This is a genomic window from Mitsuokella multacida DSM 20544 (genome assembly GCF_000155955.1).
GTDB lineage: Bacteria > Bacillota > Negativicutes > Selenomonadales > Selenomonadaceae > Mitsuokella > Mitsuokella multacida.
Window position 1 is genome coordinate 399,984 of record NZ_GG697141.2, and the last position, 25,771, is coordinate 425,754.

General features: G+C 57.3%; 20 protein-coding genes and 1 rRNA gene. 1 reads left to right on the forward strand and 20 read right to left on the reverse strand.

Annotation, left to right across the window (positions count from 1 at the left end):
* Positions 1 to 64: 64 nt before the first annotated feature.
* From MITSMUL_RS01930 to tsaE, 20 genes are all read right to left on the reverse strand, one after another.
* Positions 65 to 1,625, reverse strand: a 16S ribosomal RNA gene (locus MITSMUL_RS01930).
* A gap of 481 nt (positions 1,626 to 2,106) precedes the next feature.
* The gene (locus tag MITSMUL_RS01935; RefSeq protein WP_005839477.1) at positions 2,107 to 2,550 is read right to left on the reverse strand and encodes a hypothetical protein; all 444 of its coding nucleotides are present in this window, start codon (positions 2,548 to 2,550) and stop codon (positions 2,107 to 2,109) included.
* 153 nt (positions 2,551 to 2,703) lie between these two features.
* Complete coding sequence (locus MITSMUL_RS01940; RefSeq protein ID WP_040635310.1) at positions 2,704 to 3,357, reverse strand: HAD family hydrolase; 654 nt, start codon at positions 3,355 to 3,357, stop codon at positions 2,704 to 2,706.
* A gap of 132 nt (positions 3,358 to 3,489) precedes the next feature.
* The gene (gene glmS, locus MITSMUL_RS01945; RefSeq protein WP_040635311.1) at positions 3,490 to 5,319 is read right to left on the reverse strand and encodes a glutamine--fructose-6-phosphate transaminase (isomerizing); all 1,830 of its coding nucleotides are present in this window, start codon (positions 5,317 to 5,319) and stop codon (positions 3,490 to 3,492) included.
* Between the two features lie 402 nt (positions 5,320 to 5,721).
* Positions 5,722 to 7,347 (reverse strand): chaperonin GroEL, encoded by a 1,626-nt coding sequence (gene groL / locus MITSMUL_RS01950; RefSeq protein ID WP_005839484.1) that lies wholly within the window; start codon positions 7,345 to 7,347, stop codon positions 5,722 to 5,724.
* A 50-nt stretch (positions 7,348 to 7,397) separates the two neighbouring features.
* On the reverse strand, positions 7,398 to 7,679 hold the full coding sequence (gene groES, locus MITSMUL_RS01955) for a co-chaperone GroES (protein ID WP_005839486.1): 282 nt from the start codon (positions 7,677 to 7,679) through the stop codon (positions 7,398 to 7,400).
* 186 nt (positions 7,680 to 7,865) lie between these two features.
* Positions 7,866 to 9,497 (reverse strand): sulfate adenylyltransferase subunit 1, encoded by a 1,632-nt coding sequence (locus MITSMUL_RS01960; protein ID WP_005839488.1) that lies wholly within the window; start codon positions 9,495 to 9,497, stop codon positions 7,866 to 7,868.
* A 1-nt stretch (position 9,498) separates the two neighbouring features.
* Complete coding sequence (cysD, locus tag MITSMUL_RS01965; protein WP_005839490.1) at positions 9,499 to 10,407, reverse strand: sulfate adenylyltransferase subunit CysD; 909 nt, start codon at positions 10,405 to 10,407, stop codon at positions 9,499 to 9,501.
* 17 nt (positions 10,408 to 10,424) lie between these two features.
* The gene (locus MITSMUL_RS01970; RefSeq protein ID WP_040635312.1) at positions 10,425 to 10,748 is read right to left on the reverse strand and encodes a 4Fe-4S dicluster domain-containing protein; all 324 of its coding nucleotides are present in this window, start codon (positions 10,746 to 10,748) and stop codon (positions 10,425 to 10,427) included.
* Positions 10,729 to 12,429: an adenylyl-sulfate reductase subunit alpha gene (locus MITSMUL_RS01975; protein ID WP_005839493.1), complete on the reverse strand. Its 1,701-nt coding sequence runs from the start codon at positions 12,427 to 12,429 to the stop codon at positions 10,729 to 10,731. The genes MITSMUL_RS01970 and MITSMUL_RS01975 overlap by 20 nt, the downstream gene beginning before the upstream one ends.
* A 58-nt stretch (positions 12,430 to 12,487) precedes the next feature.
* On the reverse strand, positions 12,488 to 13,981 hold the full coding sequence (locus tag MITSMUL_RS01980; RefSeq protein WP_169627115.1) for a chromate transporter: 1,494 nt from the start codon (positions 13,979 to 13,981) through the stop codon (positions 12,488 to 12,490).
* A gap of 166 nt (positions 13,982 to 14,147) precedes the next feature.
* The gene (locus tag MITSMUL_RS01985; RefSeq protein WP_040635314.1) at positions 14,148 to 15,299 is read right to left on the reverse strand and encodes a mannitol-1-phosphate 5-dehydrogenase; all 1,152 of its coding nucleotides are present in this window, start codon (positions 15,297 to 15,299) and stop codon (positions 14,148 to 14,150) included.
* 101 nt (positions 15,300 to 15,400) lie between these two features.
* A complete protein-coding gene (locus tag MITSMUL_RS01990; protein ID WP_005839498.1) occupies positions 15,401 to 17,290 on the reverse strand; it encodes a PTS mannitol transporter subunit IICBA in 1,890 nt (629 codons plus the stop codon).
* A 66-nt stretch (positions 17,291 to 17,356) separates the two neighbouring features.
* Entirely contained in the window at positions 17,357 to 19,474 is a 2,118-nt protein-coding gene (locus MITSMUL_RS01995; protein WP_005839499.1) for a BglG family transcription antiterminator, read from the reverse strand.
* A 210-nt stretch (positions 19,475 to 19,684) separates the two neighbouring features.
* Entirely contained in the window at positions 19,685 to 20,272 is a 588-nt protein-coding gene (locus tag MITSMUL_RS02000; protein ID WP_005839500.1) for an ANTAR domain-containing response regulator, read from the reverse strand.
* Between the two features lie 101 nt (positions 20,273 to 20,373).
* Positions 20,374 to 21,816 (reverse strand): sensor histidine kinase, encoded by a 1,443-nt coding sequence (locus MITSMUL_RS02005; protein ID WP_005839501.1) that lies wholly within the window; start codon positions 21,814 to 21,816, stop codon positions 20,374 to 20,376.
* A 151-nt stretch (positions 21,817 to 21,967) separates the two neighbouring features.
* Entirely contained in the window at positions 21,968 to 22,996 is a 1,029-nt protein-coding gene (tsaD, locus tag MITSMUL_RS02010) for a tRNA (adenosine(37)-N6)-threonylcarbamoyltransferase complex transferase subunit TsaD (protein WP_005839502.1), read from the reverse strand.
* A 37-nt stretch (positions 22,997 to 23,033) separates the two neighbouring features.
* Positions 23,034 to 23,477: a ribosomal protein S18-alanine N-acetyltransferase gene (gene rimI, locus MITSMUL_RS02015; protein WP_005839503.1), complete on the reverse strand. Its 444-nt coding sequence runs from the start codon at positions 23,475 to 23,477 to the stop codon at positions 23,034 to 23,036.
* Positions 23,474 to 24,184: a tRNA (adenosine(37)-N6)-threonylcarbamoyltransferase complex dimerization subunit type 1 TsaB gene (gene tsaB / locus MITSMUL_RS02020; protein WP_040635316.1), complete on the reverse strand. Its 711-nt coding sequence runs from the start codon at positions 24,182 to 24,184 to the stop codon at positions 23,474 to 23,476. Before tsaB ends, rimI begins: the two co-directional genes overlap by 4 nt.
* Positions 24,165 to 24,644: a tRNA (adenosine(37)-N6)-threonylcarbamoyltransferase complex ATPase subunit type 1 TsaE gene (tsaE, locus tag MITSMUL_RS02025; RefSeq protein WP_005839506.1), complete on the reverse strand. Its 480-nt coding sequence runs from the start codon at positions 24,642 to 24,644 to the stop codon at positions 24,165 to 24,167. Before tsaE ends, tsaB begins: the two co-directional genes overlap by 20 nt.
* Positions 24,645 to 25,004: 360 nt before the next feature.
* Between tsaE and MITSMUL_RS02030 the strand changes: the two genes are divergently transcribed.
* A complete protein-coding gene (locus MITSMUL_RS02030; protein ID WP_005839508.1) occupies positions 25,005 to 25,550 on the forward strand; it encodes an NADH peroxidase in 546 nt (181 codons plus the stop codon).
* Positions 25,551 to 25,771 lie beyond the last annotated feature (221 nt).

Sequence of the window (25,771 nt, forward strand, 5' to 3'; positions counted from 1 at the left end):
ACTAGACAATGCAACAGTCAGATGACCGACCAGAGTCATGGACTTCCGTCCATTTACTCCTTAGAAAGGAGGTGATCCAGCCGCACCTTCCGATACGGCTACCTTGTTACGACTTCACCCCAGTCATCGCCCCCACCTTAGACGGCTGCCTCCTTGCGGTTAGCCTGCCGGCTTCGGGTGTGAATGACTTCCGTGGTGTGACGGGCGGTGTGTACAAGGCCCGGGAACGTATTCACCGCAGTATGCTGACCTGCGATTACTAGCGATTCCAACTTCATGCAGGCGGGTTGCAGCCTGCAATCCGAACTGGGAGATGGTTTATGGGGTTCGCTTGGCCTCGCGGCTTCGCTGCTCTCTGTCCATCCCATTGTAGTACGTGTGTAGCCCAGGACATAAGGGGCATGATGACTTGACGTCATCCCCGCCTTCCTCCGCGTTGTCCGCGGCAGTCTCCTTTGAGTTCCCACCATTACGTGCTGGCAACAAAGGATAGGGGTTGCGCTCGTTGCGGGACTTAACCCAACATCTCACGACACGAGCTGACGACAGCCATGCACCACCTGTTTTCGTGTCTCCGAAGAGAGGGAGCTATCTCTAGCTCTTTCACTCAATGTCAAGCCCTGGTAAGGTTCTTCGCGTTGCGTCGAATTAAACCACATACTCCACCGCTTGTGCGGGCCCCCGTCAATTCCTTTGAGTTTCAGCCTTGCGGCCGTACTCCCCAGGCGGAATGCTTATTGCGTTAACTCCGGCACAGGAGGGGTCGATACCTCCTACACCTAGCATTCATCGTTTACGGCGTGGACTACCAGGGTATCTAATCCTGTTCGCTCCCCACGCTTTCGAGCCTCAGCGTCAGTTACAGTCCAGAAAGCCGCCTTCGCCACTGGTGTTCCTCCTAATATCTACGCATTTCACCGCTACACTAGGAATTCCGCTTTCCTCTCCTGCACTCAAGAAGACCAGTTTCCATCCCCTCACGGGGTTGAGCCCCGCACTTTTAAGATAGACTTGATCTCCCGCCTGCGCTCCCTTTACGCCCAATAATTCCGGACAACGCTCGCCACCTACGTATTACCGCGGCTGCTGGCACGTAGTTAGCCGTGGCTTCCTCGTCAGGTACCGTCATTGGAAATGGTTATTCACCATCTCCACATTCGTCCCCGACAACAGAGCTTTACGAGTCGAAACCCTTCTTCACTCACGCGGCGTTGCTCCGTCAGGCTTGCGCCCATTGCGGAAGATTCCCCACTGCTGCCTCCCGTAGGAGTCTGGACCGTGTCTCAGTTCCAATGTGGCCGTTCATCCTCTCAGACCGGCTACTGATCGTCGCCTTGGTAAGCCATTACCCCACCAACTAGCTAATCAGACGCAGACCCATCGTAAAGCGATAGCTTACAAGTAGAGGCCATCTTTAGTAGAGCTCCCATGCGGAAGTTCCACAACATTCGGTATTAGCAGTCCTTTCGGACTGTTGTCCCCATCTTTACGGCAGGTTGTCTACGCGTTACTCACCCGTTTGCCACTCGACTTTCAAAAGCAAGCTTTCAATCGTCTCGTTCGACTTGCATGTGTTAAGCACGCCGCCAGCGTTCGTCCTGAGCCAGGATCAAACTCTCCATAAAACTTATGAAGAACCTTGATTGGCTCTAAATATCTTTTTGGCCTAAGCTTCAAAAGAAGCCTAGTAAAGAAATTGCCGATTGCTTATGTTCATAATCAATCGATGTTTTTAAAAACATCTGGCTTGAATCACAAATGATTCATGTTGCATTGTTTAGTTTTCAAAGAACAACTTGGTCTTTCGAAGCTTGCCTTCTTGCTTTCGTTTGAAAGCTGTTTGCTTCAAGCGACCTTTATATCTTATCGCATCGAGCGGAGCTTGTCAAGAAGTTTTTTCTTTCTTTTTTCAAGTTCTTTTGAGCTTCCTGCAAATCCCTTGCCAATCAAGGCTTATGGGCTTTTGCCGTTGCCGTATCTCTCAGCGACTTGTATTATGATACAGTATACAGGACAGGTTGTCAACACCTATTTTGAAAAAAGATAAAAAAGAAGGCTGCCCATGAGACAGTCTTCTTTTAGCATCGTCCAGATGCTATCCTCTGCTTACCAGATGGTCTTCATCATCGTGCGATAATTCTCGTTGAGGAACGTGATCATAACGTTGAACATGCCGTAGACCATGTCGCCGATCTCCTCGGCCTTCTCGTCCGGCGTGATCATGCAGATATCGAGGATCAGCGAGCCCTCGCCGTCGAAATAGAGCTTGAACGGCTTGTACTTGAGGTTGAGGTCATTGGCCAGCTTGAGTACGGCCAGTTCATTCTCCTCTGTCTTGCACTTCGGCGAGACCTGCACGCGGATCATGGAGAAGATGCTGCGGTCCAGCAGGACGAGCAGCGGCAGTTGCTGCCCATCCACCTCTACATGCGAGCGGAATACCGTCGTCTGCTCTGGGTCGTTCTCAATCGTCTCCGATACAAATGCCTTGATTTCTTTCGCATCCAGGAAATCCTGGAATGCTCTTGCTTTCGTTGCCATTTCTGCCATCACGATTCCTCCTCTATCGTCTACTGCTATCCATTTATTTGATTATCTTTTTCGACAGTTCTAGGATTCGACGTAGATGATGGATATTCCTGCCGGATTCTCAAAACAGAACAGAGACTCTAAAACATATTGATTTTAATTTTCCTTTACATCTCAAAAACTCGAGAGATCGATGGACTCGAGGCTGTCGACAATCCTATCGCAGATGGAGAGGTCCTGATGAGGGCTGTGCGGGCTCTTGAAGCCGATGCAGGTCATGCCGGCCGCCTTAGCCGCCAGTGCGCCGTTCGTGGCGTCCTCAACGACGACGCAGTCCCTCGGGTCCACGCGCAGATAAGCCGCCGTCTGCAGGTAGATGGCGGGATTTGGCTTCGACTCGGGCAGATTCGTGCCGCCCATGAGCAGGTCGAAGTGGTCGCGAATGCCGAGATCATCGACGACAAAGGCGATGAAGGCATCGCTCGACGAACTCGCGATGGCCGTCTTGAGCCCCTGCGACTGACGCAGCTCGTTCGTCGCGCGAATCAGTTCCAGGCTGCCCGCAATCGGCGTGACATGCTGTTCATGGATGATTTTGTTGAACAGATACACCTTGGCCTTAGCTGCTTGTTCTGCAGAATGGCGAAAGCCAAACCGCTTCTTCATATCCTCAAACATCATGAGGTCTGTCATGCCCTGGTAACGCATGAGGAATTCCAGCGTAACGCCTTCCACGCCCATCTTCTCAAGCACTCTCTGTTCTGCCTGAAGGTGAACCGGCTCGGTATCGGCAATGACGCCGTCCATATCGTAGATAAATGCCTTCATGAAAATGCCTCCATTCGTGTCGTGCCTCTGCCACACAGGCGTGGCAGTCAGGCAATAGAACAAGAAGCCCTCTGCCAACAGGCAGAAAGGCTTCTCGTGTACCATCAGATTCAGCTATCCTATGCGGTTTTCTTATTCAACCGTAACCGACTTCGCGAGGTTACGCGGTTTGTCGACATCGCAGCCGCGCGTGATGGCGGCATAGTAAGCGAGCAACTGGAGCGGAACGACCGTCAGGATTGGGATCAGGAGTTCATCCGTCTCCGGGACCTTCATGACATGGTCGACGTACTTCTCAAGCTCCGTATCGCCCTCTGCAGCAATGCCGATGACGACAGCGTCGCGCGCCTTGACTTCCTTGATGTTCGACAGCGTCTTCTCGTAGACGCTCTTCTGCGTCGCGAGAGCAATGACCGGCACACCCTCGACAATCAGGGCCAGCGTGCCGTGCTTGAGCTCACCGGCAGCATATGCCTCTGCATGGATGTAGGAAACTTCCTTGAGCTTCAGTGCGCCCTCGAGAGCGACATCGTAGTCGAGCGAACGGCCAATGTAGAAGACATCCTCATTGAAGCCGTACTGCTTGGCAAACGTCTTGATTGGCTCGACATCCGAGAGCGTCTCGCTGACCTGAGCCGGGACATTCTTGAGTTTTGCGATGAGCTCTTCGATGCGCTCCGGCGTCTGCGTCTTCTTGATCTGCGCCATGTAGAGGGCGAGCATGAAGAACAGGATGAGCTGCGTCGTGTATGCCTTCGTCGAAGCGACGGCAATCTCCGGGCCAGCCCAGGTGTAGAGCACCTGATCAGCCTCACGGGCAATCGAGGAACCGACGACGTTCGTCAGGGCCAGCGTCTTGGCGCCGAGGCGCTTCGACTCTTTCATGGCTGCGAGCGTATCGCTCGTCTCGCCCGACTGCGAGACTGCGATGAACAGCGTGTTCTCATCGACGATCGGGTCGCGATAGCGGAATTCCGAAGCGACATCGACTTCTACGACCGTGCGGGCCAATTTCTCGATGTAGAACTTGCCGACGAGGCCAGCATGGTATGCCGTACCGCAGGCAACGATGTAGATCTTGTTGAAAGAGTTGAGGTAATCCGCATCCCACTTGAGCTCGTTCATGACGATGGACTTGCCGTCCTTCGCAATGCGCTGGCTCATCGTATCGCGGACTGCCTTCGGCTGCTCGTTGATTTCCTTGAGCATGAAGTGCTCATAGCCGCCCTTCTCGGCAGCCTCAGCATTCCAGTTGACCTCAAAGACCTTCTTCGTCACAGGCTCGCCGCGGCGGTTCGTGATTTTGATGGAATCCTTCGTGACGACAGCGAGCTCGCCATCGTTGAGGATATAGGTGCGGCGCGTGCGCGCGATGATGGCCGGGATATCCGAAGCGATGAAGTTCTCGCCCTCGCCGATGCCGATGACTAGCGGGTTGTCCTGCTTCGTGCAGATCAGTTCACCCGGGTGCTTGCGGCACATGAAGACGAGCGAGTACGAACCCTCAATGCGGTGCAGCACTTCGCGGACCGACGAGACGAAATCGCCGTTGTATACCTCTTCGATGAGATGCGCGACGACTTCCGTATCCGTCTCCGACTTAAAGACATGCCCCTTCTCGATGAGCTCTTCCTTGAGTGCCAAATAATTCTCAATAATGCCGTTGTGCACGACGACGAAGTCGCCCGAGCAGTCCGTATGCGGATGCGCATTGCGATCCGACGGACGGCCGTGCGTTGCCCAACGCGTATGGCCGATGCCCATCGTGCCCTGCGGCATATCGTCCTTGATCTTGTCGCGCAGAGCAGCCAGACGGCCAACGCTCTTCTCGACACGGATGCGGTTGCCATCGTAGACGGCGATGCCGGCTGAATCGTAGCCGCGATACTCGAGCTTCGAGAGGCCTTCGAGCAGGAACTCTGCTGCCTGCTTGTCACCGACATAACCAACAATACCACACATGATACATACCTCCTGGTATTCCTGCAACAGGTCCCCGAACCTGACTTTGTCCCAGGGAATCACTCCCCCGCTTTCGTCAGGCCCTCTCGACTGGGACGGCCGGAAGGCATCCGCTGACGTCTCGACAACCTTCTCCTCGTTCTCCCCGATTGGCAAAACCTCCGGGGAACTAGCGCTAAGAATTGCTTCTTTTCTATAACAATCCTGCTGCATCTTTATGATTTTCTCCAGAAACGCCCAAGGCGATTCTGATACGATGTTATTCTAGCTTAAAACCGCCTTATTGTCAACAATTGCCCACTCCAGCTGGCTTTTTCAAACCTTCGCCATAACAAGAAAACCCCGTCCGGAAAAATCCGAACGGGGTCTCTGATTCAGTTTGGAGGATGTAATTTCAGGGGATTACATCATGCCCGGCATGCCGCCCATGCCCGGTGCAGCCGGTGCCGGTGCTCCTTTTTCCGGCTTGTCGGCAACGAGCGTCTCCGTGGTCAGGACCATGGAAGCAATCGAGGCAGCGTTCTGCAGAGCGGAGCGCGTGACCTTAGCCGGGTCGACGATACCAGCCTTGAGCATGTCAACGTACTCGTTCTTGAGTGCGTTGAAGCCGATGCCCGTGCCAGCCTTCTTGACGTTCTCGACGACGACAGAACCTTCGAGGCCTGCGTTCTGAGCGATCTGGCGGACCGGCTCTTCGATGGCGCGCTTGACGATGTTGACACCGACCTTCTCGTCACCTTCGACTTCGAGCTTGTCGAGTGCCGGCAGGATGTCGAGGAACGTCGTGCCGCCACCTGCGACAATGCCTTCTTCAACAGCAGCGCGCGTAGCGTTCAGAGCGTCTTCAATGCGGTACTTCTTGTCCTTCATCTCGACTTCCGTAGCTGCACCGATCTCGATGACGGCAACACCGCCGGAGAGCTTTGCGAGGCGCTCCTGCAGTTTCTCGCGATCGAAATCGCTCGTCGTCTGGAAAATCTGCTGCTTGATCTGAGCAACGCGCTCAGCGATGGCTTCCTTGTCGCCTTTGCCGCCAATGATCGTCGTCTCATCCTTCGTGGAGACCATCTTGTGTGCCTGGCCGAGGTCAGCGAGCGTGACGCTGTCGAGCTTGCGGCCGAGCTCTTCGCTGATGACCGTGCCGCCCGTCAGCGTAGCAATATCCTGCAGCATGGCCTTGCGGCGGTCACCGAAGCCCGGAGCCTTGACAGCCAGAGCCTTGAACGTGCCGCGCAGCTTGTTGACGACAATTGTCGTCAGTGCTTCGCCGTCGACATCCTCAGCGATGATGGCGAGCTGCTTGCCAGCCTTGACGACCTGCTCGAGGATTGGCAGGATGTCGTTGATGGCCGAGATCTTGCGGTCCGTGATGAGGATGTACGGATCGTCGAGCGTTGCTTCCATCTTGTCCGTATCCGTGACGAGGTACGGGGAGATGTAGCCGCGGTCGAACTGCATGCCTTCCTTGACGGAGAGGTTCGTGCGCATCGTCTTGGACTCTTCAACCGTGATGACGCCGTCCTTGCCGACCTTCTCCATGGCCTCAGCGATCAGCTTGCCCGTCTCTTCATTAGCGGAGGAGATCGTAGCGACCTGAGCGATGTCAGCCTGGCCTTCGACCTTCTTGGACTTTGCCTTGATCTCATCGACGAGCGTCTTGACGGCTTCGTCAATGCCCTTCTTGATGATCATCGGGTTCGCGCCAGCAGCGACATTCTTCATGCCCTCGTGGATCATGGCCTGTGCGAGCAGCGTTGCCGTCGTCGTGCCATCGCCAGCGATGTCGTTCGTCTTCGTGGCGACTTCCTTGACGAGCTGTGCGCCCATGTTCTCAAACGGATCTTCGAGCTCGATGTCGCGTGCGATCGTGACACCATCGTTCGTGATCGTCGGAGCGCCGAACTTCTTGTCGAGGACGACGTTGCGGCCCTTCGGTCCAAGCGTTACCTTTACTGCATTTGCTAGTGCATCAACACCGCGGCCGAGTGCGCGGCGTGCTTCTTCGTCAAACAGAATCTGCTTTGCCATTTATATTACCTCCGAGAAAATTCGTATCTGGTATTTCAATCGCGGGACGGTCAGATGACTGCGAGGATATCGCTCTCGCGGACAATCAGGTAATCCTTGCCCTCTACCTTGACCTCAGAACCCGAGTATTTGGAGAAGATGACGCCATCGCCAACCTTGACTTCCATAGCAGCGCGCTCGCCATTATCGAGCAGCTTGCCAGCGCCAACCGCAACGACCGTGCCCTTCTGCGGCTTCTCTTTGGCCGTGTCCGGCAGCACGATGCCGCTGGCCGTCTTTACATCGCTCTCTGCAACTTCGATGACAACTCTTTCGCCCAATGGCTTAATCATAGGTATCTTCCTCCTATAAAAATGAATTTACATGTTGATGGTGTTAGCACTCACTAAACCCGAGTGCTAACTACAGTCTTTATATTACCCCGTCTAAGTCAAAATGTCAATATCGAATCCATAAAAAAGTCAAAAAAACAAAGGCCAGTTCAATCTGGCCTTTGTTGGCATGCATATGGGCGTATCTCAGATAATCCAGTTGTTTGGCGTCATCATGGAGTCGAGCATGGAGTGGTGCAGGATGGCCGCAGCAATCTGCTGGGAATCGGCTCCGTTTGCTGCGCCTGAAAGCTCTTGGAAGCTCTTGACGCCTTCTGGCAGCGGCTGGTCGCTATCGAGCACGAGCAGGACGACGAGGCCTGCCTGCAGCAGATGACGGAGCACCGCTGCGGGATCCTCCCCCTCAGACGGATGATAGAGGTAGGTGTGACGGCCGTTGCGCACGAGGTAGTACTCAGCCTCCTCGATGGTCGCAAGCGTGATGCCGTCCTTCACGGGCTCAAAGGCAATGGCCAGCGGGGCCTGCCAGTTGAGTGCGCTGCGCATCTGCTGATTGGCTGCGAAGTGGCGCTTGGCCGATGCATCGGGGATCTCGCGCACGACGCCGCAGGCCGCCGTCATGTTGCTGATGCGGTCGATGAGAATGAGCTCGCCATGCGTGCGGTGGTGGTCAAACGTGTCGAGCACGATTGGCTCCGTCACGGCAATCTCGCAGACGGCGATCTCGTTCTTCTTGAGCCCCGTCGCCTCGACGTGCTCGCCCGTATTGATGTCGATGCGGTAGTCGATCTTCGTCAGGATGCCCGGGATTTTCTTCGTGCCGAGGAAGACCATGAAGTTCTTGCCGATGGTCAGTGGCACATCGTCCATCCAGAGGATCTCCGCCTTGAAGTTGGCGGCCTGGCGGACGTGGCTACCCTTCTCGAGCACGCAGCCGCGCGAGACGTCGACCTCGCGGTTTAGCTGGATTGTGACCGGCTGGCCCTTGAAAGCCGACTCTGCTTCGCGGTCGGCCACGAGGATTTTCTTGACCTGCGCCTCCTCACCACTCGGCTGAGACGTGACCGTATCGCCGACGGCGATGCTGCCGCTCTCGATCTGGCCCTGGAACCCTCGGAACTCGTGGTTCGGACGGCAGACGCGCTGGACTGGCATGTAGAAGCCTTCCTCCTGCACGGCACTGACGTCGACTTGCTCGAGGTAGTCGAGCAATGTTGGCCCGTCGTACCAAGGCATATTGGACGACTTCTTCGTGACATTGTCACCCTCCGTCGCCGAGACGGGGATGAGCTTGACATCGTGCAGATGGAGCTCCTGCTTCAGATTCTCGATCTGTGCCTCAATCTCCCGGAAACGCGCCTCTGAATAGTCGACGAGATCCATCTTGTTGATGGCGAAGACGAAGTAGCGGATGCCCATGAGCGCGCAGATGCGGGCATGGCGGCGCGTCTGCGTCAGGACGCCCTGCGTCGCATCGACGAGGATGACAGCGAGGTCGGCAAACGAGGCACCGCAGGCCATGTTGCGCGTGTACTCCTCATGGCCCGGCGTGTCGGCACAGATGAAGCTGCGGTTATCCGTCGTGAAGTAGCGGTAGGCGACATCGATCGTGATGCCCTGCTCGCGCTCCGCGAGCAGCCCGTCCAACAGCAGTGAGTAGTCGATGGCACCGCCGCGGCTGCCGACCTTGGAGTCGAGCAGCAGGGCCTCCTCCTGGTCCGCATAGATGAGCTTGGCATCGTACAAGAGATGGCCAATCAGGGTGGACTTGCCGTCGTCAACGCTGCCGCAGGTGATGAATTTGAGTAAATCGTTCATATCAGAAATAACCCTCCCGTTTCCGGCGCTCCATGCTGCCGGCTCCCTCGTGATCGATGACGCGGCTCGTGCGCTCCGACTCGACAGCGCCGAGCGTCTCCTCCACGATCGCATCCAATGTGTCGGCATCCGACTCAACAGCGCCCGTCAGCGGGTAGCAGCCGAGCGTGCGGAAGCGGACCTTCTTGTGCTCGATGTCCTCTGGCTTGAGGTTGAGCTTCTTGACGATGCGGTCATCGTCGATCATGATGAGATTGCCGTCGCGCTCGATGACCGGGCGCTCCTTCGCGAAGTAGAGCGAGACGATCTCGAGGTTCTCGCGGCGGATGTACTGCCAGATGTCCTTCTCCGTCCAGTTGGACAGCGGAAAGACGCGGATGCTCTCGCCCTTGTTAATCTGCGAGTTGTAGAGCTTCCACATCTCCGGGCGCTGGTTCTTCGGGTCCCAGGCCTGTGCCGCATTGCGGAACGAGAAGACGCGCTCCTTCGCGCGCGACTTCTCCTCATCGCGGCGCCCACCGCCGAAGGCCGCCGTGAAGCCGTACTTCGTCAGCGCCTGCTTGAGGGCCTGCGTCTTCATGATGTCGGTGTAGGAGGCGCCGTAATCGAACGGGTTGACGCCCGCTGCGAGCCCCTCCTCATTCTTGTACTCAATCATGTCGAGACCGTACTTCTTGGCCTGCGCATCGCGGAAAGCGATCATCTCGTGGAACTTCCACGTCGTGTTGATGTGCAGGAACGGGAAGGGCGGCTTCTCCGGGTAGAATGCCTTGAGGGCCAGGTGCATCATGACCGTGCTGTCCTTGCCGATGGAATAGAGCATGACCGGTTTCTCGGATTCGGCCGCGACCTCTCGGATGATGTAGATGGCCTCGGCCTCAAGTGCATCGAGGTGCGATAATTTTCCCATATGTATTGACTCCTTACTCAGTATTGGTTGGCGTTCTCACGGTCAATCGTGATGGTGACGTCGTGCTGGTCGGGCTTGCGGATGTGCCAGTGATAGTAATGGCCCTGCCGCTCAATCGTCATCGTGCTGCCGCTGCCGCCGAGATCTGCGCCGAGGAAGTAACCGATGGCGCTGACGGGGCATACCTTCATACAGGCCGTGCAGCCCCAGCAGTCGCGGACCTCGCGGATCTTCGCCTTGCGGCCTGCATCTGTCCCCTGCATGAGCAGAAGGTTGCCCGGACAGGCTTCCGTGCAGCGGCCACAGCCGATGCAACGGTCTTCATGGACGCGTATGCTCATAATGACCTCCTTTGACCAGCGGCCTTCTATATATATGGAAGGCTCCATGTTCTAAGCGTGAATTGATGTAGCAGAGCCCGTCTTCGGACTGTTGCGGATAGTCGGCGTTCTCGCCAAACGTATGCCAGCGCGTCTCCTTGCGCGCGAGCAGATGCGCGATGAGTGCCCGGCAGACCATCAGCCGCTCGCGCAGCTCGTAGATCTTGAGGAGCTCGTAGGGGCCTTCGGCTGCGAGTTGCGGCAGCAGCGTTTCGATGTGCTGGATCTTCTCATCGGCCAGCTTCAGGCGGCTCGCATTGTAGCGATAGTCCGTATGGATGCCGCCTGCGTACTCATCCATGGTCTTCTGCATGGCCTCCTCGAGCTGCTCCACCGTCAGGTTGCCCGGCTCGCGCGAGAGATACGCTTCATAAGCTTCATACACATCGCCTTCGTCTTTCACCGCTGTTCTAGGCGCAGGCTTCTCCTGCTCTGCTGCAAGGTAGGCAGCCAGCGCATCCGCGGCAATCTCCCCTTCTGCGAGAGCGCCCGTCACGTACTTCTGTGGGGCACCGCCCGCGACATCACCGGCGGCAAACAGGCCGTGGATGGTCGTCTCGCGGTTCGTATCGACCCAGAAGCCGCTGGCTGTATGGCCGCCGACCACATAGGGCTCCGTGCCCTCGACCTCGACCGGCTGCTCCTTCGGCCCCTTGCCACTCTCAATCCACTTGAGCGTCTGGGCCGGCGCCATGTTGAGGTAAGCGTGGTAGAGGTCCGACTGCTGCTCCGACGTGATGTGGCGCGTATCGAGGTAGCAAGGGCCATTCCCCTTGCGGTTCTCCTCCACCGTGCCGAAGATGCGCTGCGGCGTCGTAAGCCCGTACTTCGTCTCGTAGACCTCACCCTTGGCATTGACCTGCTTGGCGCCGACGCCCTGCGCAATCGTGCCCGTCGGTGCGATCGTGTCCTTGCAGCGCAGGGCGACGAAGCGGTGCTCGAGCGTCGTCATCTCCGCGCCGGCCCGGATGCCCATCGCATAACCGGCCCCCGTGTTGAACGGCGGATACCACATCTTGTGGCGCGAGAAGCCCGGGTTGTTGGGCCTGTAGAGCCCCGCAGCGCCGCCCGTCGCAATCAGCACAGCCTTTGCCTCGATGTCGTAAGCCGTGCACTCGCGGACCGAGAAGCCCCAGGCGCCATGCACCGCGCCATCCGCGACCTTGAGGTCCGTGATGTTGACGTGGTTGAGCACCGTGACGTTTTCCTGTTCGCGCACGCCCTTGGCCAACAGCGGCTTGATGTTCTCGCCATTGATCTTGACATTGCGCCAGCCGCGCGTGACGTAATGGCCTTCCGCATCCTTGAGGATCACGAGGCCGCGGCGCTCGAGGTCCTCGGTGACCGCATTGACTGACTCTGCAATCGTCATCATGAGGTCATCGCGGATGATGCCCTCCGCATCGCGGCGCGCATACTCGACGTAATCGGCCGGCGTATGGCCGTTCGAGATGTAGGCGTTGAGCGCATTGACACCGGCCGCAAGGCAGCCGCTGCGCTCGATATTGGCCTTCTCGACAACGAGCACGCGCAAGTCTTTCTCGGCGCCGAGCCGGATGGCCGCATAGCAGCCCGCCGTGCCGCCGCCGATGATGAGGACGTCCGTTTCCAGATGACGCCGCTCGAGCTTTCCATTCTTCATACAATCTCTCCTAAACAGCAAGTCTTAAATCGATAGAAAATAGCAGATCAACCATCCATCATATGAGGATGAGTCCGAGCCCTGCGGCAGCCGAGACGAGCATCGGCATGGTCATCGCCTTGCGGCGCGCGCAGAGCAAATAAAGGCAAAAGAGCGCGAGGCCGACGGTCAGGCCGAGCACGGCCGCCTCCGGCACGGAAAGCCCTGCACCGATCTCGAGATTCGTGCGCAGCATCGATAGTGCAACATTGAGCAGCAGGCCGCTGATGATGGGGCGCACCCAAAGGCTGATCTGGCGGAAGACCGGCACATCGTGGAAGGTGCGCAAGAGGCGCGCGACGAGGCCGAAGATCAGGCCCGATGCCGCCACACTGACGGCAAAGCCCGCCAGAGCGAGGATGAGTCCCGATGACGTGCCGCCCATCTGGAAGCCCGCCAGATAGCCGATGCCCGTCAATATCTTGCAGAGAATCGACCCGGGCAGGGCATTGGCCACGGGGACGAGCTGACCGTAGAAGTCAGCCGCCGCCACCGTGCCGCCCTGCACGAACAGGCCGTCGGCAATCGTCAGGTAGGCATCGCCGCCGCCGAACGAGAGCAGCGAGGAGAGGAAGCCCTCACCGAGAAATGAAGAGCTGCCCGGCAGTATCATCAGTGCCGGCAGAGCAAAGAGCAGTGCAAAGGCCAGCCAGACGAAGACCTCGCGCAGGGTGTCCTTGAAGAGCTTCCCCCCGTCGACCGCTTCATTGCCCGAGCGGAAACTGCGGACCAGCCCGCAGAAGCCGAGCACCGTCATCAGAACGGCTGTGGCATCGTGCAGGACCGGTGCAGAGAGCACGGGAAGCTGGCTGCCGCTGAACAGGAACGCAGCCGTGAGCACCGCCGCCAAGATGCCCTTCTTCCGCGAGAAGCCGCTGCCGAGGAAGATAATCAGGAAGAACGAGAGCCCGAGAATCGAGAGGACCGACAGGTGGAACACGGGCTCCATGTGCAAGCCAAGCAGCGCGTAGAGGTTCTTCTCCGACGAAAGCAGGAAGACCGCAATCATCGCGAGGCACATTGCGCGGAACGCCCGCGTGCCGGCCTGCTGCATGGCGCCGAGCGTCTTGATGGCATAGGCCAGCAGCAAGCTGATGATGAACGCGCCAAGGCCGATGGAGATGTAGCGAATGCCGAGCAGAGCCGCTCCCTGCTCGCCCGTCAGCACGGCGAGGATCAGGACAGTGAAGAGCGCGCCGGGCAGTGCCATCATCGAGGCCGCCACGAGCATGCCCGCAGGACCGCCGAGGCGCTGGCCGATGCCGGCCGCAATCTCGATGGGCAGTGCGCCCGGCGTGATGCAGGCCGCGACGACGTCCTCATCGTATGCGCGCTTCGTGACGAGCTTGCCGTTTTCTACGACTTCCTTCTCGATGACGGGAATCAGCGCATTGCCGCCGCCAAAGCCAATCGTGCCGATGCGCAGCATGCTGAGCCCCAAGCGCACGATATCCGCGTACCCGCGCCGCATGCTCCGATACATCCCATTGGCCTGTACAAAGATATGTTCCACTGCCATCACCTCACAAGTCATCTACACGATAAAAACCAGAAAACAAAAAGAGGTCCTAAGGCTGGCGCAGAGCGCGCCTGCCTTAGAACCTCCATTTTTTGGTCAGTTCTTTTCAAACGATGTCTTCATTCTAGAGGAAAAAGCATAGTTTGTCAATATGATAACCTTATTTTTTATATACCTGAAGCTCAGCTTCAACGAGATTGTAGAGCTTGCTGCCCTTCTCGATGCCCGTGAAATGCGTCAGAGCTTCTTCATAGCCATGTTCCTTGACATAAGCCTGGACTTCCACAGCTTCCTTGTCGCCCTCGTAATCGAAGTGCAGAGCTGCGGCGATGACCTTTGCCAGAGCAGACGGTGTCTTCCCCTGCTCGATGAGCTGCGTTGCCGGGCTCACGAGGCGGTCTTTTGCACCGAGCTTGCGTTTCGGTCCACGTGCGACACGCGTGACCTCATCCGAAAGGTGTGGATTCGCAAAGCGCTTTTCCGTCGTCTCAACGTATTTCTGATGGACTGCGGGGTCAAAGCCATACTTCTCAATGAGCATGCTGCCCGTCTCGCCCCAGACCTTGCGGACGAAGGCGACGATCTCCGGATCCTGCATAGCACTGTAGATATCCTTGATGCCCTTCTGATAAGCCATATACGCAATCGAAGCATGGCCCGTATTGACCGTGAAGAGCTTGCGCTCGATATAAGCCTGCAGGTTGTCCACCCAGGTCAAGCCCTTGATCTCCGGCACTTCACCCTTTGCCTGCGTGCGGTTGACATCCCACTCGCAGTACGGCTCAACCTGGACGAGCAGCGGCTCTTCATTGTGCTGCAGCGGCACGATGCGGTCAACGGCTGCATCCGGGAAGCCGATCAGCTTATCGACGAGTGGCTTTGCCTCGTCCGAGAGGTGCTCGTAGACAAAGTTCTTGAGGACAGTCGAGCCGCCAACCATGTTCTCACAGGCGATGACATTGAGCGGCGTCTCGTTCACTTTGACGCGGCGCTCAAGGCCCTTGGCGATATTCGGCGCGATGAACTTGAGGATGTTCGGGCCGATTGCCGTCGTGATGATATCCGCCTTGACAATTGCCGTGAGCAGATCTTCGAGATTCGTGTTGCTGTTGATGGCCTTGACGTGTTCCACGTGGACCGTCTGCGGCTCATCTCCGACGATCTTGATGTTGTATGCCTTCTTTTCGTTGATGGTCTTGACCAGTTCGTCATTGACATCGACGAAAGTCACCTCATAGCCGGACTGCACGAGCAGCTCACCGATAAAGCCGCGGCCAATGTTGCCAGCACCAAAATGGATTGCCTGTTTCATGATTATAGATCCTCCCATTTCCATATGGTTCCCCGGCTACTGGATAATCTGCAACAGCCGGGGGCATACCATATCACTTGATCACTCTATACTGTTCTACTTTACTCTACTTTCGTGAAGACTTCATAAAGGACATTCGGATCTTTCGTCGTGTAGAGCTCGTGCAGCTGTTCGTCGCTGTACTCATCCATCGTCGTCGCGAGGTTTGCGAGGATGGCCAGGTGGTCATTGCCGCGGCCAGCGATGCCGATGATGAGGTATGCCTTGTCATCGCCGAACTGGACGCCTTCTGGATACTGCAGGACGACAATGCCGGACTCCTTGACGGAACTCTTGACAGCATTCTCGCCATGCGGGATGGCAATGCCCTTGCCGATGTACGTTGTGATGTCCTTCTCGCGGTTCAACATACCCTGGATGTACGGTTCGTCAACGTAGCCGCCCTTGACCAGCAGTTCGCCGGCCGTCTTGATGGCCTCTTCTTTCGAGACGCTCTTGAGGCCTACTTTTACGTTCTCCTTCGTCAGGATGCCTTCCTTGACCTGCTCTTCTTCAACAGGCGCAGCCTTCGTCTCGACGCCTTCACCCTTGAGGCGCGCCGTAACGATATCGTAGACATTGTTCTGCGTGAAGTCCTTGACCCAGATGTGTTCCGCCTGCGGGCTGTCTTCGAGAGCACGTTCAGCGAGTTTCTCATGCGAGACGACGAGCTGAGCATCCTTCGGGATATTGCCGATTGCGCAGTTCGTGACAGAGATGTCGGTGTAGCCCGCTTTCTTGAGCTTCTTGCGCAGGCCAGCGGCACCGAGAGCAGACGAGCCCATGCCAGCATCGCAAGCGTAGACGATGCGCTTGAGTTCCGCACCCGAGACCTTCTTCTCATCAGTCGGCAGATCTTTGCCGCGGTTCTTCATTTCTACCATGGATTCACGGGCAGCCTCGAGCGATTCTTCGCTGCCATCATCATGCGAACCCTTGATGAAGATAGACGCAACGGCACAGGAAACAGCAGTAGCGACCAGGAAATCGGCGATATTAGCCAGGAATGCCCCTTTCGGCGTCATGGCGAGCACAGCGAGGATGGAGCCCGGGGAAGCCGGAGCAATAAGGCCGCCGCCCAGGAGATTCAGCGTGAAGACACCAGACATACCACCGGCGATGACAGCGAGGACGAGGATCGGCTTCATGAGGATATACGGGAAGTAGATTTCGTGGATACCACCGAGGACGTGAATGATCATAGCGCCAGGCGTGGATTCCTTTGCCATGCCCTTGCCGAAGAACCAGTAAGCGAGCAGGACGCCGAAACCAGGACCAGGATTTGCCTCAAGCAGGAAGAACATCGACTTGCCGTACTGTTCTGCCTGCTGAATGCCGAGCGGAGAAAGGACACCGTGGTTGATTGCATTGTTGAGGAACAGGACCTTGGCCGGCTCGATGATGATCGAGGCGAGCGGCAGGAGGCCCATCGCGACGATGCCTTCAACGCCAGCGCGGAGCACGCCATTCGCCGCAAGGACGATTGGTCCGATGGCAACAAATGCCAGGATGGCCAGGATACCACCGATGATGCCGGCGGAGAAGTTGTTGACCAGCATCTCAAAGCCAGTCGGGATATGGTCCTCGATGGCCTTATCGAACTTCTTGATGACCCAGCCGCCCAGAGGGCCCATAATCATGGCGCCGAGGAACATCGGGATGTCCGAACCAGCAATGACACCGGCCGTTGCGATCGTACCGAGCACGCCGCCGCGGTGACCGTAGATGGCAGCACCGCCGCTATAGCCAAGGAGCAGTGGGATCAGCCACTTGCTCATCGGAGCACCGACCTGAGCCAGATACTCATTCGGCCACCATCCGGTCGGGATGAACAGGGCCGTCAAAAGGCCCCATGCGATGAATGCGCCAATGTTCGGCAGGACCATGCCGGAAAGGAAGCGGCCAAATTTCTGCATGGCTTCCTGAGCGCCTTCTTTGTTCTGGTTGCTCATAAGAATTTCCCTCCATTACATAATACATGAGACATATGGATATAAAGATTTAGATAAATCCTGTATTCACATCGTTCCAAAGAGTTCTTTATACTTCTGTTGGTAAAAATCCCGAAAAATATGCTCGAGTTCCTGGTAGATGTCGTGCGGGTTGCCCTCATTGAGGATGGCAATCAACCCCCACCGTTCCAGCAGGGCAGCTGAGACAGCGCCAATTGTCTCAAGCGCCTCACAGCTGCTCTCCTTGGGTGCCAGCATCACGATAGCAGTTCGCACGGCCTCGCCATCCCTTTCGGGGTATAGCATCGGCTGCTCGAGGTGCAGGATGCCGAACCGCGGTCCTGGCACAAGGTCAGTCCTTGCATGAAGCAGGATCATCGCATTGCCCCGCAAGACCATTTCACCCTCTGACTCTCGCCTCAAGAGCGCTGCGACAATGCCTTCCTGCGCTTCTGTATCCGATGCAACAGCCCGGCTGGCAGCCTGACAGACATCGCGGATGGATGGCTCAGCGTGCAGTTCCTTGCCGAAGAAGTGATGCAGCAGCGCCTGTATGGCCCGGTTGTAGGCATCCATCCGCTGCAGTGACTCCAAGAAAGGCAACGCTTTTTGAGTCGACACCGATGGTGTATGATGCGGCCCGCAGTCTGCCTGCCGCACGAGTTCCTGGTCGATGCGCGCCTTATCCCGTTGATCGAGCAGCGGCGTTGTAACGACAACCGGCAAAGGCGACCACGGAATCGGGACCGTCGAGATGACGAAGTCTGCCTCCGTATGCTGGACGTACTCACGATTGACCTGAAGCGCCGAGACGAGATCGACAATCTCGATCGTATCGTACGCCTGCTTCAATCCTGCGGCCAACATGCGGCTTGTCCCCATGCCAGTCTGGCAAGCGACAATGACGCGGACGTGCTGCCTGCTGGCTGAATGAGGCTCAGCCAAGGCTGCACCGAGATGCATGGCGATGTAGGCAACCTCTGCTTCAGGAAGAGCTTCACCGAGCTCCTGTTCCATGGGCTTGACCGCCTTACCAGCCAGCTCCATGAGCTCCGGATAAGCCGACCGCATCTCCTCCAAGAGCGGATTGCGGATATCCATGTGCATGCGCAGGCGGCTGATGGATGGGCCGAGATGATTGACGAGGCCAAGGAAGAGTTCTTTGTTGTCCAAGAGTTTTCTTCCAGTCTCCTGCTGTGCACACTTCATGATGGAGCGGGCCATGCGCACGAGATGGAAGTTATCCATCACGGACACGACCTCATCATCACCCTTGCGGTAAAAGCTCCGGGCGCCCATGAGGTGCATGGTGATATAACCGATTTCATCCTCTGGGACCTCTGTCTGGAACTGTGCGGTAATGCGCCGCGCCAGTTCCTTCGCCATGCGATACTCACGGCGCTTGCGCAAGGCAGCCAATGTCGCGGTATCGATGTGGATGTCTTCTTTCTTCCGCATGCGCTGGATTGCCAGCGACAGATGAACGACGAGACCGATGAACGCCGTGTCCGAGAGGTGATGCGGCAAGCCGCTCTCCACTTCATGTACCAGCTGTTCTAAGTCGTGTATCATCTGCTTATCGACCAGTTTCAAGAGATACTGTTCAGCCGCTCCCGCCCCTTTGTGAGTCCCCTGCTCCGGGTCATGGAACAGCTGCAGGAGCCGTTCTTCATCGAGATTCGTGTAGAGGATCTCGACGAGAGCGCGGCGTATGTCCCGTTCGCTGCCCTTGACATAAGCACCGAGGCCCGGCCTTCGCACGAGCAGGAGACCGCGCTGCTTGAGCCACGACTCGAGCTTGTCGAGATCGTGGCTGACGGTTCCATCCGTCACCTTCAGCATGCTCGCCAGTGAGAAGAGCTTGATGGGCTCTGTCGCCTGCAAGAGCTGCCCGGCCAGGATGATCTGGCGCTGCTGCGGCGTATAAGCCGCCGTTTCGGTGTTCAGGGCATCCTGGCGCAGGAGGTCGATCTTCGAAGGATCTCCTGTGATCTGGATGCCTGCTCCTGTCTTGCGCAGCAGCTCCAGGCCATACGTTCTCAATAGTAACTCCACTTTCGGGAGCTCTCTTGATACCGTCTTGCTGCTGACGCCGAGCTTCTCTGCTATCGTTCCGGCTGTGACCATATCGCTCCCATCCAGCAGGCACTGGATGATGGCAATGGCTCGAGCACTTGTTTTCATGACTCAGCCTCCTATGTACAACTTGGAAGCCTTCTGGATTCCTTTAACTTAAGTTGTCTTTATTATAACGAGTAACGGTCCATAAAACAATCAAAAGACATTCGATTCCGTCCGGATTCGTTTTGGACAAAAATAAAAAACCCTCGCTGAATCCTTATACAGCAAGGGCTTTGCTATGTCCTTATTGGTTTTATTATTTATTATTGAAGCTCATACTTTGCCGCCGGCCGCTTTGACGATGGCCTCAGCGACTTCCTTGACGGTCAGGCGCTTCATCATCGCGTACTGCTGGATGCGGCGATAGGCCTCAGGCTCCGACAGGTGGTGCGCCGCCATGAGGATGCCCTTGGCGCGGTCGAGTGTCTTGCGCATGGCCAGAGAGTCGCGCAGGCCCGCGAGCTCCTGCTCAAGGCCCTGCATCTCCCGCCAGCGCGACATGGCAATCTCGATGGCCGGGAAGAGATTCGTCTCCTGCACCGGCTTGACGAGATAGCCGAGCACGCCGGAGTCCTTCGCCTTCTCGACGATCTCCGGCTGACTGAACGCCGTGAGCAGGAGGACCGGCGCGAGCTTCTCCTCCGAGATCTTGCGCGCAGCCGTGATGCCGTCCATCTGCGGCATCTTGATGTCCATGATGACGAGGTCCGGGCGATGCTGCCGCGTCAGTTCCACCGCCTTGCGCCCATCGATGGCCTCGCCGACGATCTCATGACCGGCTTCTTCAAGCATTTCACGCAAATCCATGCGGATGATGGATTCATTATCTGCAATGACAATCCGTAACGTCTCATGTGCCATAAATTATTCCAGCCTTTCCGTGCAATCCTTTCAGTAACAATCTCAACAATCACAAATCAAAACGAGCTTCTATCATGTATCACGCCCACAGGCTCACATACTCAGCCCTCATCCGTGGGATTGGGCTGCACCTTGGGGATGCAGAGCCTTGCGTGCGTGCCGTGCCCCGGTCCCCTCTCGTCATTCTCGATGGCAAACGTGCCGCCAAGATCGCCCTCGACGAGTGTCTGGACGATGGTCAGGCCCAGCGACTTGCGCGGCATGTCCTCGAATCCCTCCGGCAGGCCCACGCCGTCGTCGTAGAAGTCGAGGTGCCAGTGGTCCGCATCCTCCTGGACGGCCAGGCCGATGAGGCCCGACTTCCTGCCCGTGAAGGCGTGCTCCATCGCGTTGAGCACGAGCTCGTTGAGCACGAGCGCCACCGAGCTCGCACACTTCGACGGCAGGATCAGCCGCGGCCCCTTGAACTCTGTCCGGATCAGGAAGTCCCGGTCGGTCATATTGCGCGCGGCCAGGTCGAAGATGTGCCCCATGACTTCCTGGACATCGATATCTTCACTGCCCTGCTGTGAAAGGTACTCGTGGACGACCGAGATTGAGAGGATGCGGTTGACGCTCTCCTTCAGTGCCGCCTTGACCTCTGCCGTCTTGGCCCGCCTTGCCTGGATGCGCAGCAGGCTCGCGATGGCCTGCAGGTTGTTCTTGACGCGATGGTGGATCTCCTGGATGACGGCCGACTTGATGCGGATCTCCTTGTCTTTGGCGCGCGTCTCCGTGACATCCGAGATGATGACGATGCGCATGCAGAGATTGCCGCCCTCGCGGACGACGATCTCGCGCCGTATGAGGATGAGCCCGCCCGCCGTGATCTCCTTCTGCCACGGCCGATCCGTCTCCACCGTCTCGCGCGTGACATGCTGCGTCATCTGGCGGTCAAAGAGATGGCCGCCGCGCAGGCTGCCGACGCCGAGCACGCGGTAGATGCGCACGGCCGCGGCATCCGCGAAGACGATGCGGCTGTGCGCATCCGTTATGATGATGCCATCGCTCGCCGTGATTGGGCGGAACTGCTCCGGATTGAGGATGTGGCGCGCATGATAGAGCACCGCGACCGCCGCATCGAGGAGATGCGAGTAGCCTTCGATGGAAAGCTTGTCGAGGTCGACCTCGAAGTTCAGCACGCCGATGACCTTGTCACCATCGTGAATGCCGAACGTGAACATGTCGACCATCGAGCCGTAATTCCACTCGCGCTTGCCGCGCGCTGGCTTGCCCGTCTGGAATGTCTCTTTGATGAGCGGCTCCTCGATGGAGCGCACGCGGCAGCCAACTGCGCTGTCCTTGCCCGGCAGGTAGACCGTATGCGGGCGCTGCTGTGCCACGATCAGGAAGGACTCCGGGTCCTTCGTCCTCACGTAGACCTTGAGCTCCCCGTGCGCGAGGTCCGCCAAAAACGGGAAGACGATTGCCATGCGAGAGAGCAGGCTGATCTGCAGCATCGTGAGCCGCGTCTGCTCCCGGCACAGGCGTGTAATATCATCCATCTTATCCGCACCTCTCTTTTACAGATTCATGTTCTAAGTATAGCAGAAAACGCATAATTTGTAATGTTAAAAAATGAAGAGTACACATAATAGAAAAAAAGAGCCACCGCCCAAAGGCAGTAGCCCTTTCATCTATTTATTGACTCTCGATTCACTCTCGCTCTTCCAGTCCGAGGCCCGGCACCGCATTGAGGTAGAGGTCGCTGAAATCGCCGTGCTTAGCCTGATAGTAGCCGCGGCACGCGATCATCGCAGCGTTGTCCGTGCAGAGAATGCGGTTTGGATAGAAGAAGCGCACGCCAGTCTCTTTGGCGCGCTCACGCAGGCGCGCCTCGAGGCCGCTGTTGGCCGCGACGCCGCCGGCCAGCACGAGCGTATCGCGCCCAGCGCGGCGCACGGCATCAAAGGCCTTCTCGACGAGCACCTCGACGACGGAGTGCTGGAACGAGGCCGCGATGTCGGCCTTGCGCAGTTCGTGCCCCTTCATCTTCTCGCTGTTGATGTAGTTGAGCACAGCCGACTTGAGCCCGCTGAAGCTGAACTCGTAATTGCCCTTCTCCTCGAGCGCGCGCGGGAAGTCAATGGCGAGCGGGTCTCCCTCCTTGGCCAGTGCGTCGATGCGCGGGCCGCCCGGATACGGCAGGCCCATGACGCGAGCAATCTTGTCGAACGCCTCACCCGCCGCATCGTCGCGCGTCTGCCCCATCATGTGGAAGCTGTCGTAGCCGCGCACGTCGACGAGTGCCGTGTGGCCGCCCGAGACGACGAGCGCCATGAAGGGCGGCTCGAGCGTCGGCTCTGCGAGGAAGTTCGCAAAAATGTGGCCCTCGAGATGGTTGACGCCGATGAGCGGCTTGTCGAGCGCAAAGGCCAATGCCTTGGCCGCCGAGACGCCGACGAGCAGGGCGCCGACGAGGCCGGGGCCGTACGTCACAGCGACCTGGTCAATGTCCTTGAGCGTCACGCCGGCCTGGCGCACGGCCTCATCGATGACGGGCATGATGTTGACGATGTGCTTGCGCGAAGCGATCTCTGGCACAACACCGCCAAATTTCTGGTGAATGGGGATCTGCGTCGAGATGACGTTCGACAGGATTGTGCGGCCGCCGCGCAGCACGGCAGCCGACGTCTCATCGCAGCTCGACTCAATGCCCAGAGTCAGGATTTCTTTTTCCAACATAATCTCTCCTCATCGCTGCACTCAGCCAGAACAGCGATCACAGTTTCGTATTCCACATGATGATGGCATCCTCGCCATTGTCATGATAGTATTTCTTGCGGACGCCGGCCTCGCGGAAGCCGTAGTGCGCGTAGAGGGCGCGCGCCGGTGCATTCGACGGGCGCACCTCGAGCGTCATCGCCGTCACGCCGCGTTCCTTCACCAGTCTGATGAGCTCCGCCATGAGGCGCGTGCCGACCTTCTGACCGCGGTAGTCCGGAGCGATCGCGATGTTCGTGATCTGCGCCTCCTCGAAGGAAATCCAGCAGCCCGCATAGCCGATGACCTGTTCCCCGTCGAGCGCGAGCAGGTAGCACGTGTTCTCGTTGGCCGCCTCCTTCCAGAAGGATTCGCGCGACCACGGGATTGCGAAGCACGCCTGCTCCACTGCCTCGACGGCATCGGCATCCTCCGGCTTCATCTCGCGGAAGGTCAGATTCATTTCGCGGCCTCCGGATGGCGTTTCTCCCAGAGGACTTCCGCCTCACTGCGGCGGATGTAGACGGGCTCCATGTTCATGACATTGTCTATGTGGCCTGCGGCGAGTTCCTGCAGGCCGAGCATGGCGACACAGGCCGCCCGCGGCATGACGAGATGCGCCGGTGCGACTGTGACATTCGCTGGCAGGTCTACCTTGCCGCGGATGCGGCGCGCCGCGATGTCGCCGAGCAGCACGGTTTCACGGCCCGACTCAGCGCACTCCGCTAGGATCTCTGCAATCGGCAGGACCTCAACAGGATTGACAACCGTCAGGGTCCCCTTCTCCCACTCATAGCTTTCGCGGTAAGCATTGCCCTTCTGCGCGTCCAGGAGGCTCACGATGCGGAGGCCCGGCACCGGATAGTGATAGGCGAGCGCCTTGAGCGTCGAGACGCCGACGATTGGCAGATCCAGCGCGTAGGCCATGGCCTTGGCCGCCGCGAGGCCGATGCGCAGACCCGTGAAAGAGCCCGGGCCGATGCTGACCGCGATGCCCTCGAGCTGCTCTTTCCTGACATTTGCCATGCGCAGGACTTCCTTTATATGAGGCATCAGCGTTTCCGAGTGCGTGAGCTTGGCCTGCATCGTCAGCTCCGCTGCGAGCTTATCGGCCGAAGCCACGGCGACACTCGAGACCTGCGTTGCCGTATCAATGGCTAAGATAGACAAATGACTCCAACTCCTTTATGAATTCCTGATAGCGCTCTCCGACACTCGCAAGGGTGATGTGGCGTCCATCGCCATCGTCCGACTTCTCGATGCGGACGACGACGCGCTCTTCCGGCATGCACTGCGGGAATTTGTCCGACCACTCGATGACGACGATGCCCTCCGGGTCCTCCGTGTATTCGTAGAAACCGATATCCTCCAGCTCCTCCTCCGTCTCAAGGCGGTAGAGGTCGAAATGGTAGATGGGGCAGATGCCCTCATACACATTCATGAGGTTGAACGTCGGACTCGTCACTTCGCCCTCGACCCCGAGCGTATGCGCAAGACTCTGGACAAACAGCGTCTTGCCGGCACCGAGGTCGCCTTCGAGGCAGAGCACGGTTCCCTCCCGGATCTTTTGTCCAACAAGCTCAGCTAAATGGGCAGTCTCCTCGGGAGAATTCGTTGTACAGGTAAACATTTTAGTTTCGTATCGCTCCTATATATAGTCTATACTCAAAAACATGCGGATTCAGTTTTCCATTATATCACAGAGACATCATTCGGTAAATTGGCTGCTGTTCTCCATTTCAATAATTATTATCCGTAAATAATATATTTGATAAAATGAGATATATGTAGAATTTAGGAGTATTATAGAGAATAATAGAGATATTCTCCATCAATCCATCCATATCGGAATCCCTATTTACCGCCATATGCCGTATAATCAAAGCATAGCAAGTGAGCAACACCGGTGAGCGGCAAGCGATGAGCGATAAGCCGCCGGTACCCACCTACGATGTGTATGAATATCAAGATATATTAGGAGGCTAACATTATGAAAAAGTTTGTTTGCACGGTTTGCGGTTATGTTTACGAAGGCGAAGCAGCTCCGGCTGAGTGCCCGATCTGCCATGCTCCGGCATCCAAGTTCGTCGAGCAGAGCGAGGATATGACGTTTGCAGATGAGCATCATGTCGGCGTTGCCAAGGACGTTGATCCGCGCATCATCGAGGGTCTCCGCCAGAACTTCACGGGCGAGTGCTCGGAAGTCGGCATGTACCTCGCTATGAGCCGCCAGGCTGACCGTGAAGGTTATCCGGAAATCGCAGAGGCTTACAAGCGCTACGCTTTTGAGGAGGCTGAGCACGCTTCCAAGTTCGCTGAGCTCCTCGGCGAGGTCCTGACGGACAGCACGAAGAAGAACCTCACGATGCGTATCGATGCAGAGCACGGCGCTTGCGCTGGCAAGAAAGAGCTCGCAACGCTCGCAAAGCAGCTCGGTCTCGATGCTGTCCATGACACGGTTCATGAGATGGCTAAGGACGAGGCTCGCCATGGCCGCGGCTTCAAGGGCCTCTTCGACCGTTACTTCGGCAAATAAGCTCGGACAAAGCTCCACAAAACTCCTAAACATCATATAACCCACACAGAGACGACCTGTCCTGCAGCGCATCCGCAGGACAGGTCGTCTTGCATATAGTAAAAGAATTTCTTGTTTTTTTATGCAGCCTATTGAAAAACCGTGCGAAAAGTCTTATACTATGCGTAACCTGAAAATGCAATGGAGCAAGGGGACGGACAATGCCGTGCCACTTGCTCCAT

Bases quoted from the DNA above. Each gene is read 5' to 3' on its own strand.
- MITSMUL_RS01995 (WP_005839499.1), bottom strand. From the start codon at position 19,474: ATGAAAACAAGTGCTCGAGCCATTGCCATCATCCAGTGCCTGCTGGAT.
- tsaD (WP_005839502.1), bottom strand. From the start codon at position 22,996: ATGTTGGAAAAAGAAATCCTGACTCTGGGCATTGAGTCGAGCTGCGAT.
- cysD (WP_005839490.1), bottom strand. From the start codon at position 10,407: ATGGGAAAATTATCGCACCTCGATGCACTTGAGGCCGAGGCCATCTAC.
- MITSMUL_RS01975 (WP_005839493.1), bottom strand. From the start codon at position 12,429: ATGAAGAATGGAAAGCTCGAGCGGCGTCATCTGGAAACGGACGTCCTC.
- MITSMUL_RS01960 (WP_005839488.1), bottom strand. From the start codon at position 9,497: ATGAACGATTTACTCAAATTCATCACCTGCGGCAGCGTTGACGACGGC.
- MITSMUL_RS01990 (WP_005839498.1), bottom strand. From the start codon at position 17,290: ATGAGCAACCAGAACAAAGAAGGCGCTCAGGAAGCCATGCAGAAATTT.
- rimI (WP_005839503.1), bottom strand. From the start codon at position 23,477: ATGAATCTGACCTTCCGCGAGATGAAGCCGGAGGATGCCGATGCCGTC.
- MITSMUL_RS02030 (WP_005839508.1), top strand. From the start codon at position 25,005: ATGAAAAAGTTTGTTTGCACGGTTTGCGGTTATGTTTACGAAGGCGAA.
- MITSMUL_RS01970 (WP_040635312.1), bottom strand. From the start codon at position 10,748: ATGAGCATACGCGTCCATGAAGACCGTTGCATCGGCTGTGGCCGCTGC.
- glmS (WP_040635311.1), bottom strand. From the start codon at position 5,319: ATGTGTGGTATTGTTGGTTATGTCGGTGACAAGCAGGCAGCAGAGTTC.
- groES (WP_005839486.1), bottom strand. From the start codon at position 7,679: ATGATTAAGCCATTGGGCGAAAGAGTTGTCATCGAAGTTGCAGAGAGC.
- MITSMUL_RS01935 (WP_005839477.1), bottom strand. From the start codon at position 2,550: ATGGCAGAAATGGCAACGAAAGCAAGAGCATTCCAGGATTTCCTGGAT.
- MITSMUL_RS01940 (WP_040635310.1), bottom strand. From the start codon at position 3,357: ATGAAGGCATTTATCTACGATATGGACGGCGTCATTGCCGATACCGAG.
- groL (WP_005839484.1), bottom strand. From the start codon at position 7,347: ATGGCAAAGCAGATTCTGTTTGACGAAGAAGCACGCCGCGCACTCGGC.
- MITSMUL_RS02000 (WP_005839500.1), bottom strand. From the start codon at position 20,272: ATGGCACATGAGACGTTACGGATTGTCATTGCAGATAATGAATCCATC.
- MITSMUL_RS01985 (WP_040635314.1), bottom strand. From the start codon at position 15,299: ATGAAACAGGCAATCCATTTTGGTGCTGGCAACATTGGCCGCGGCTTT.
- tsaE (WP_005839506.1), bottom strand. From the start codon at position 24,644: ATGTTTACCTGTACAACGAATTCTCCCGAGGAGACTGCCCATTTAGCT.
- MITSMUL_RS02005 (WP_005839501.1), bottom strand. From the start codon at position 21,816: ATGGATGATATTACACGCCTGTGCCGGGAGCAGACGCGGCTCACGATG.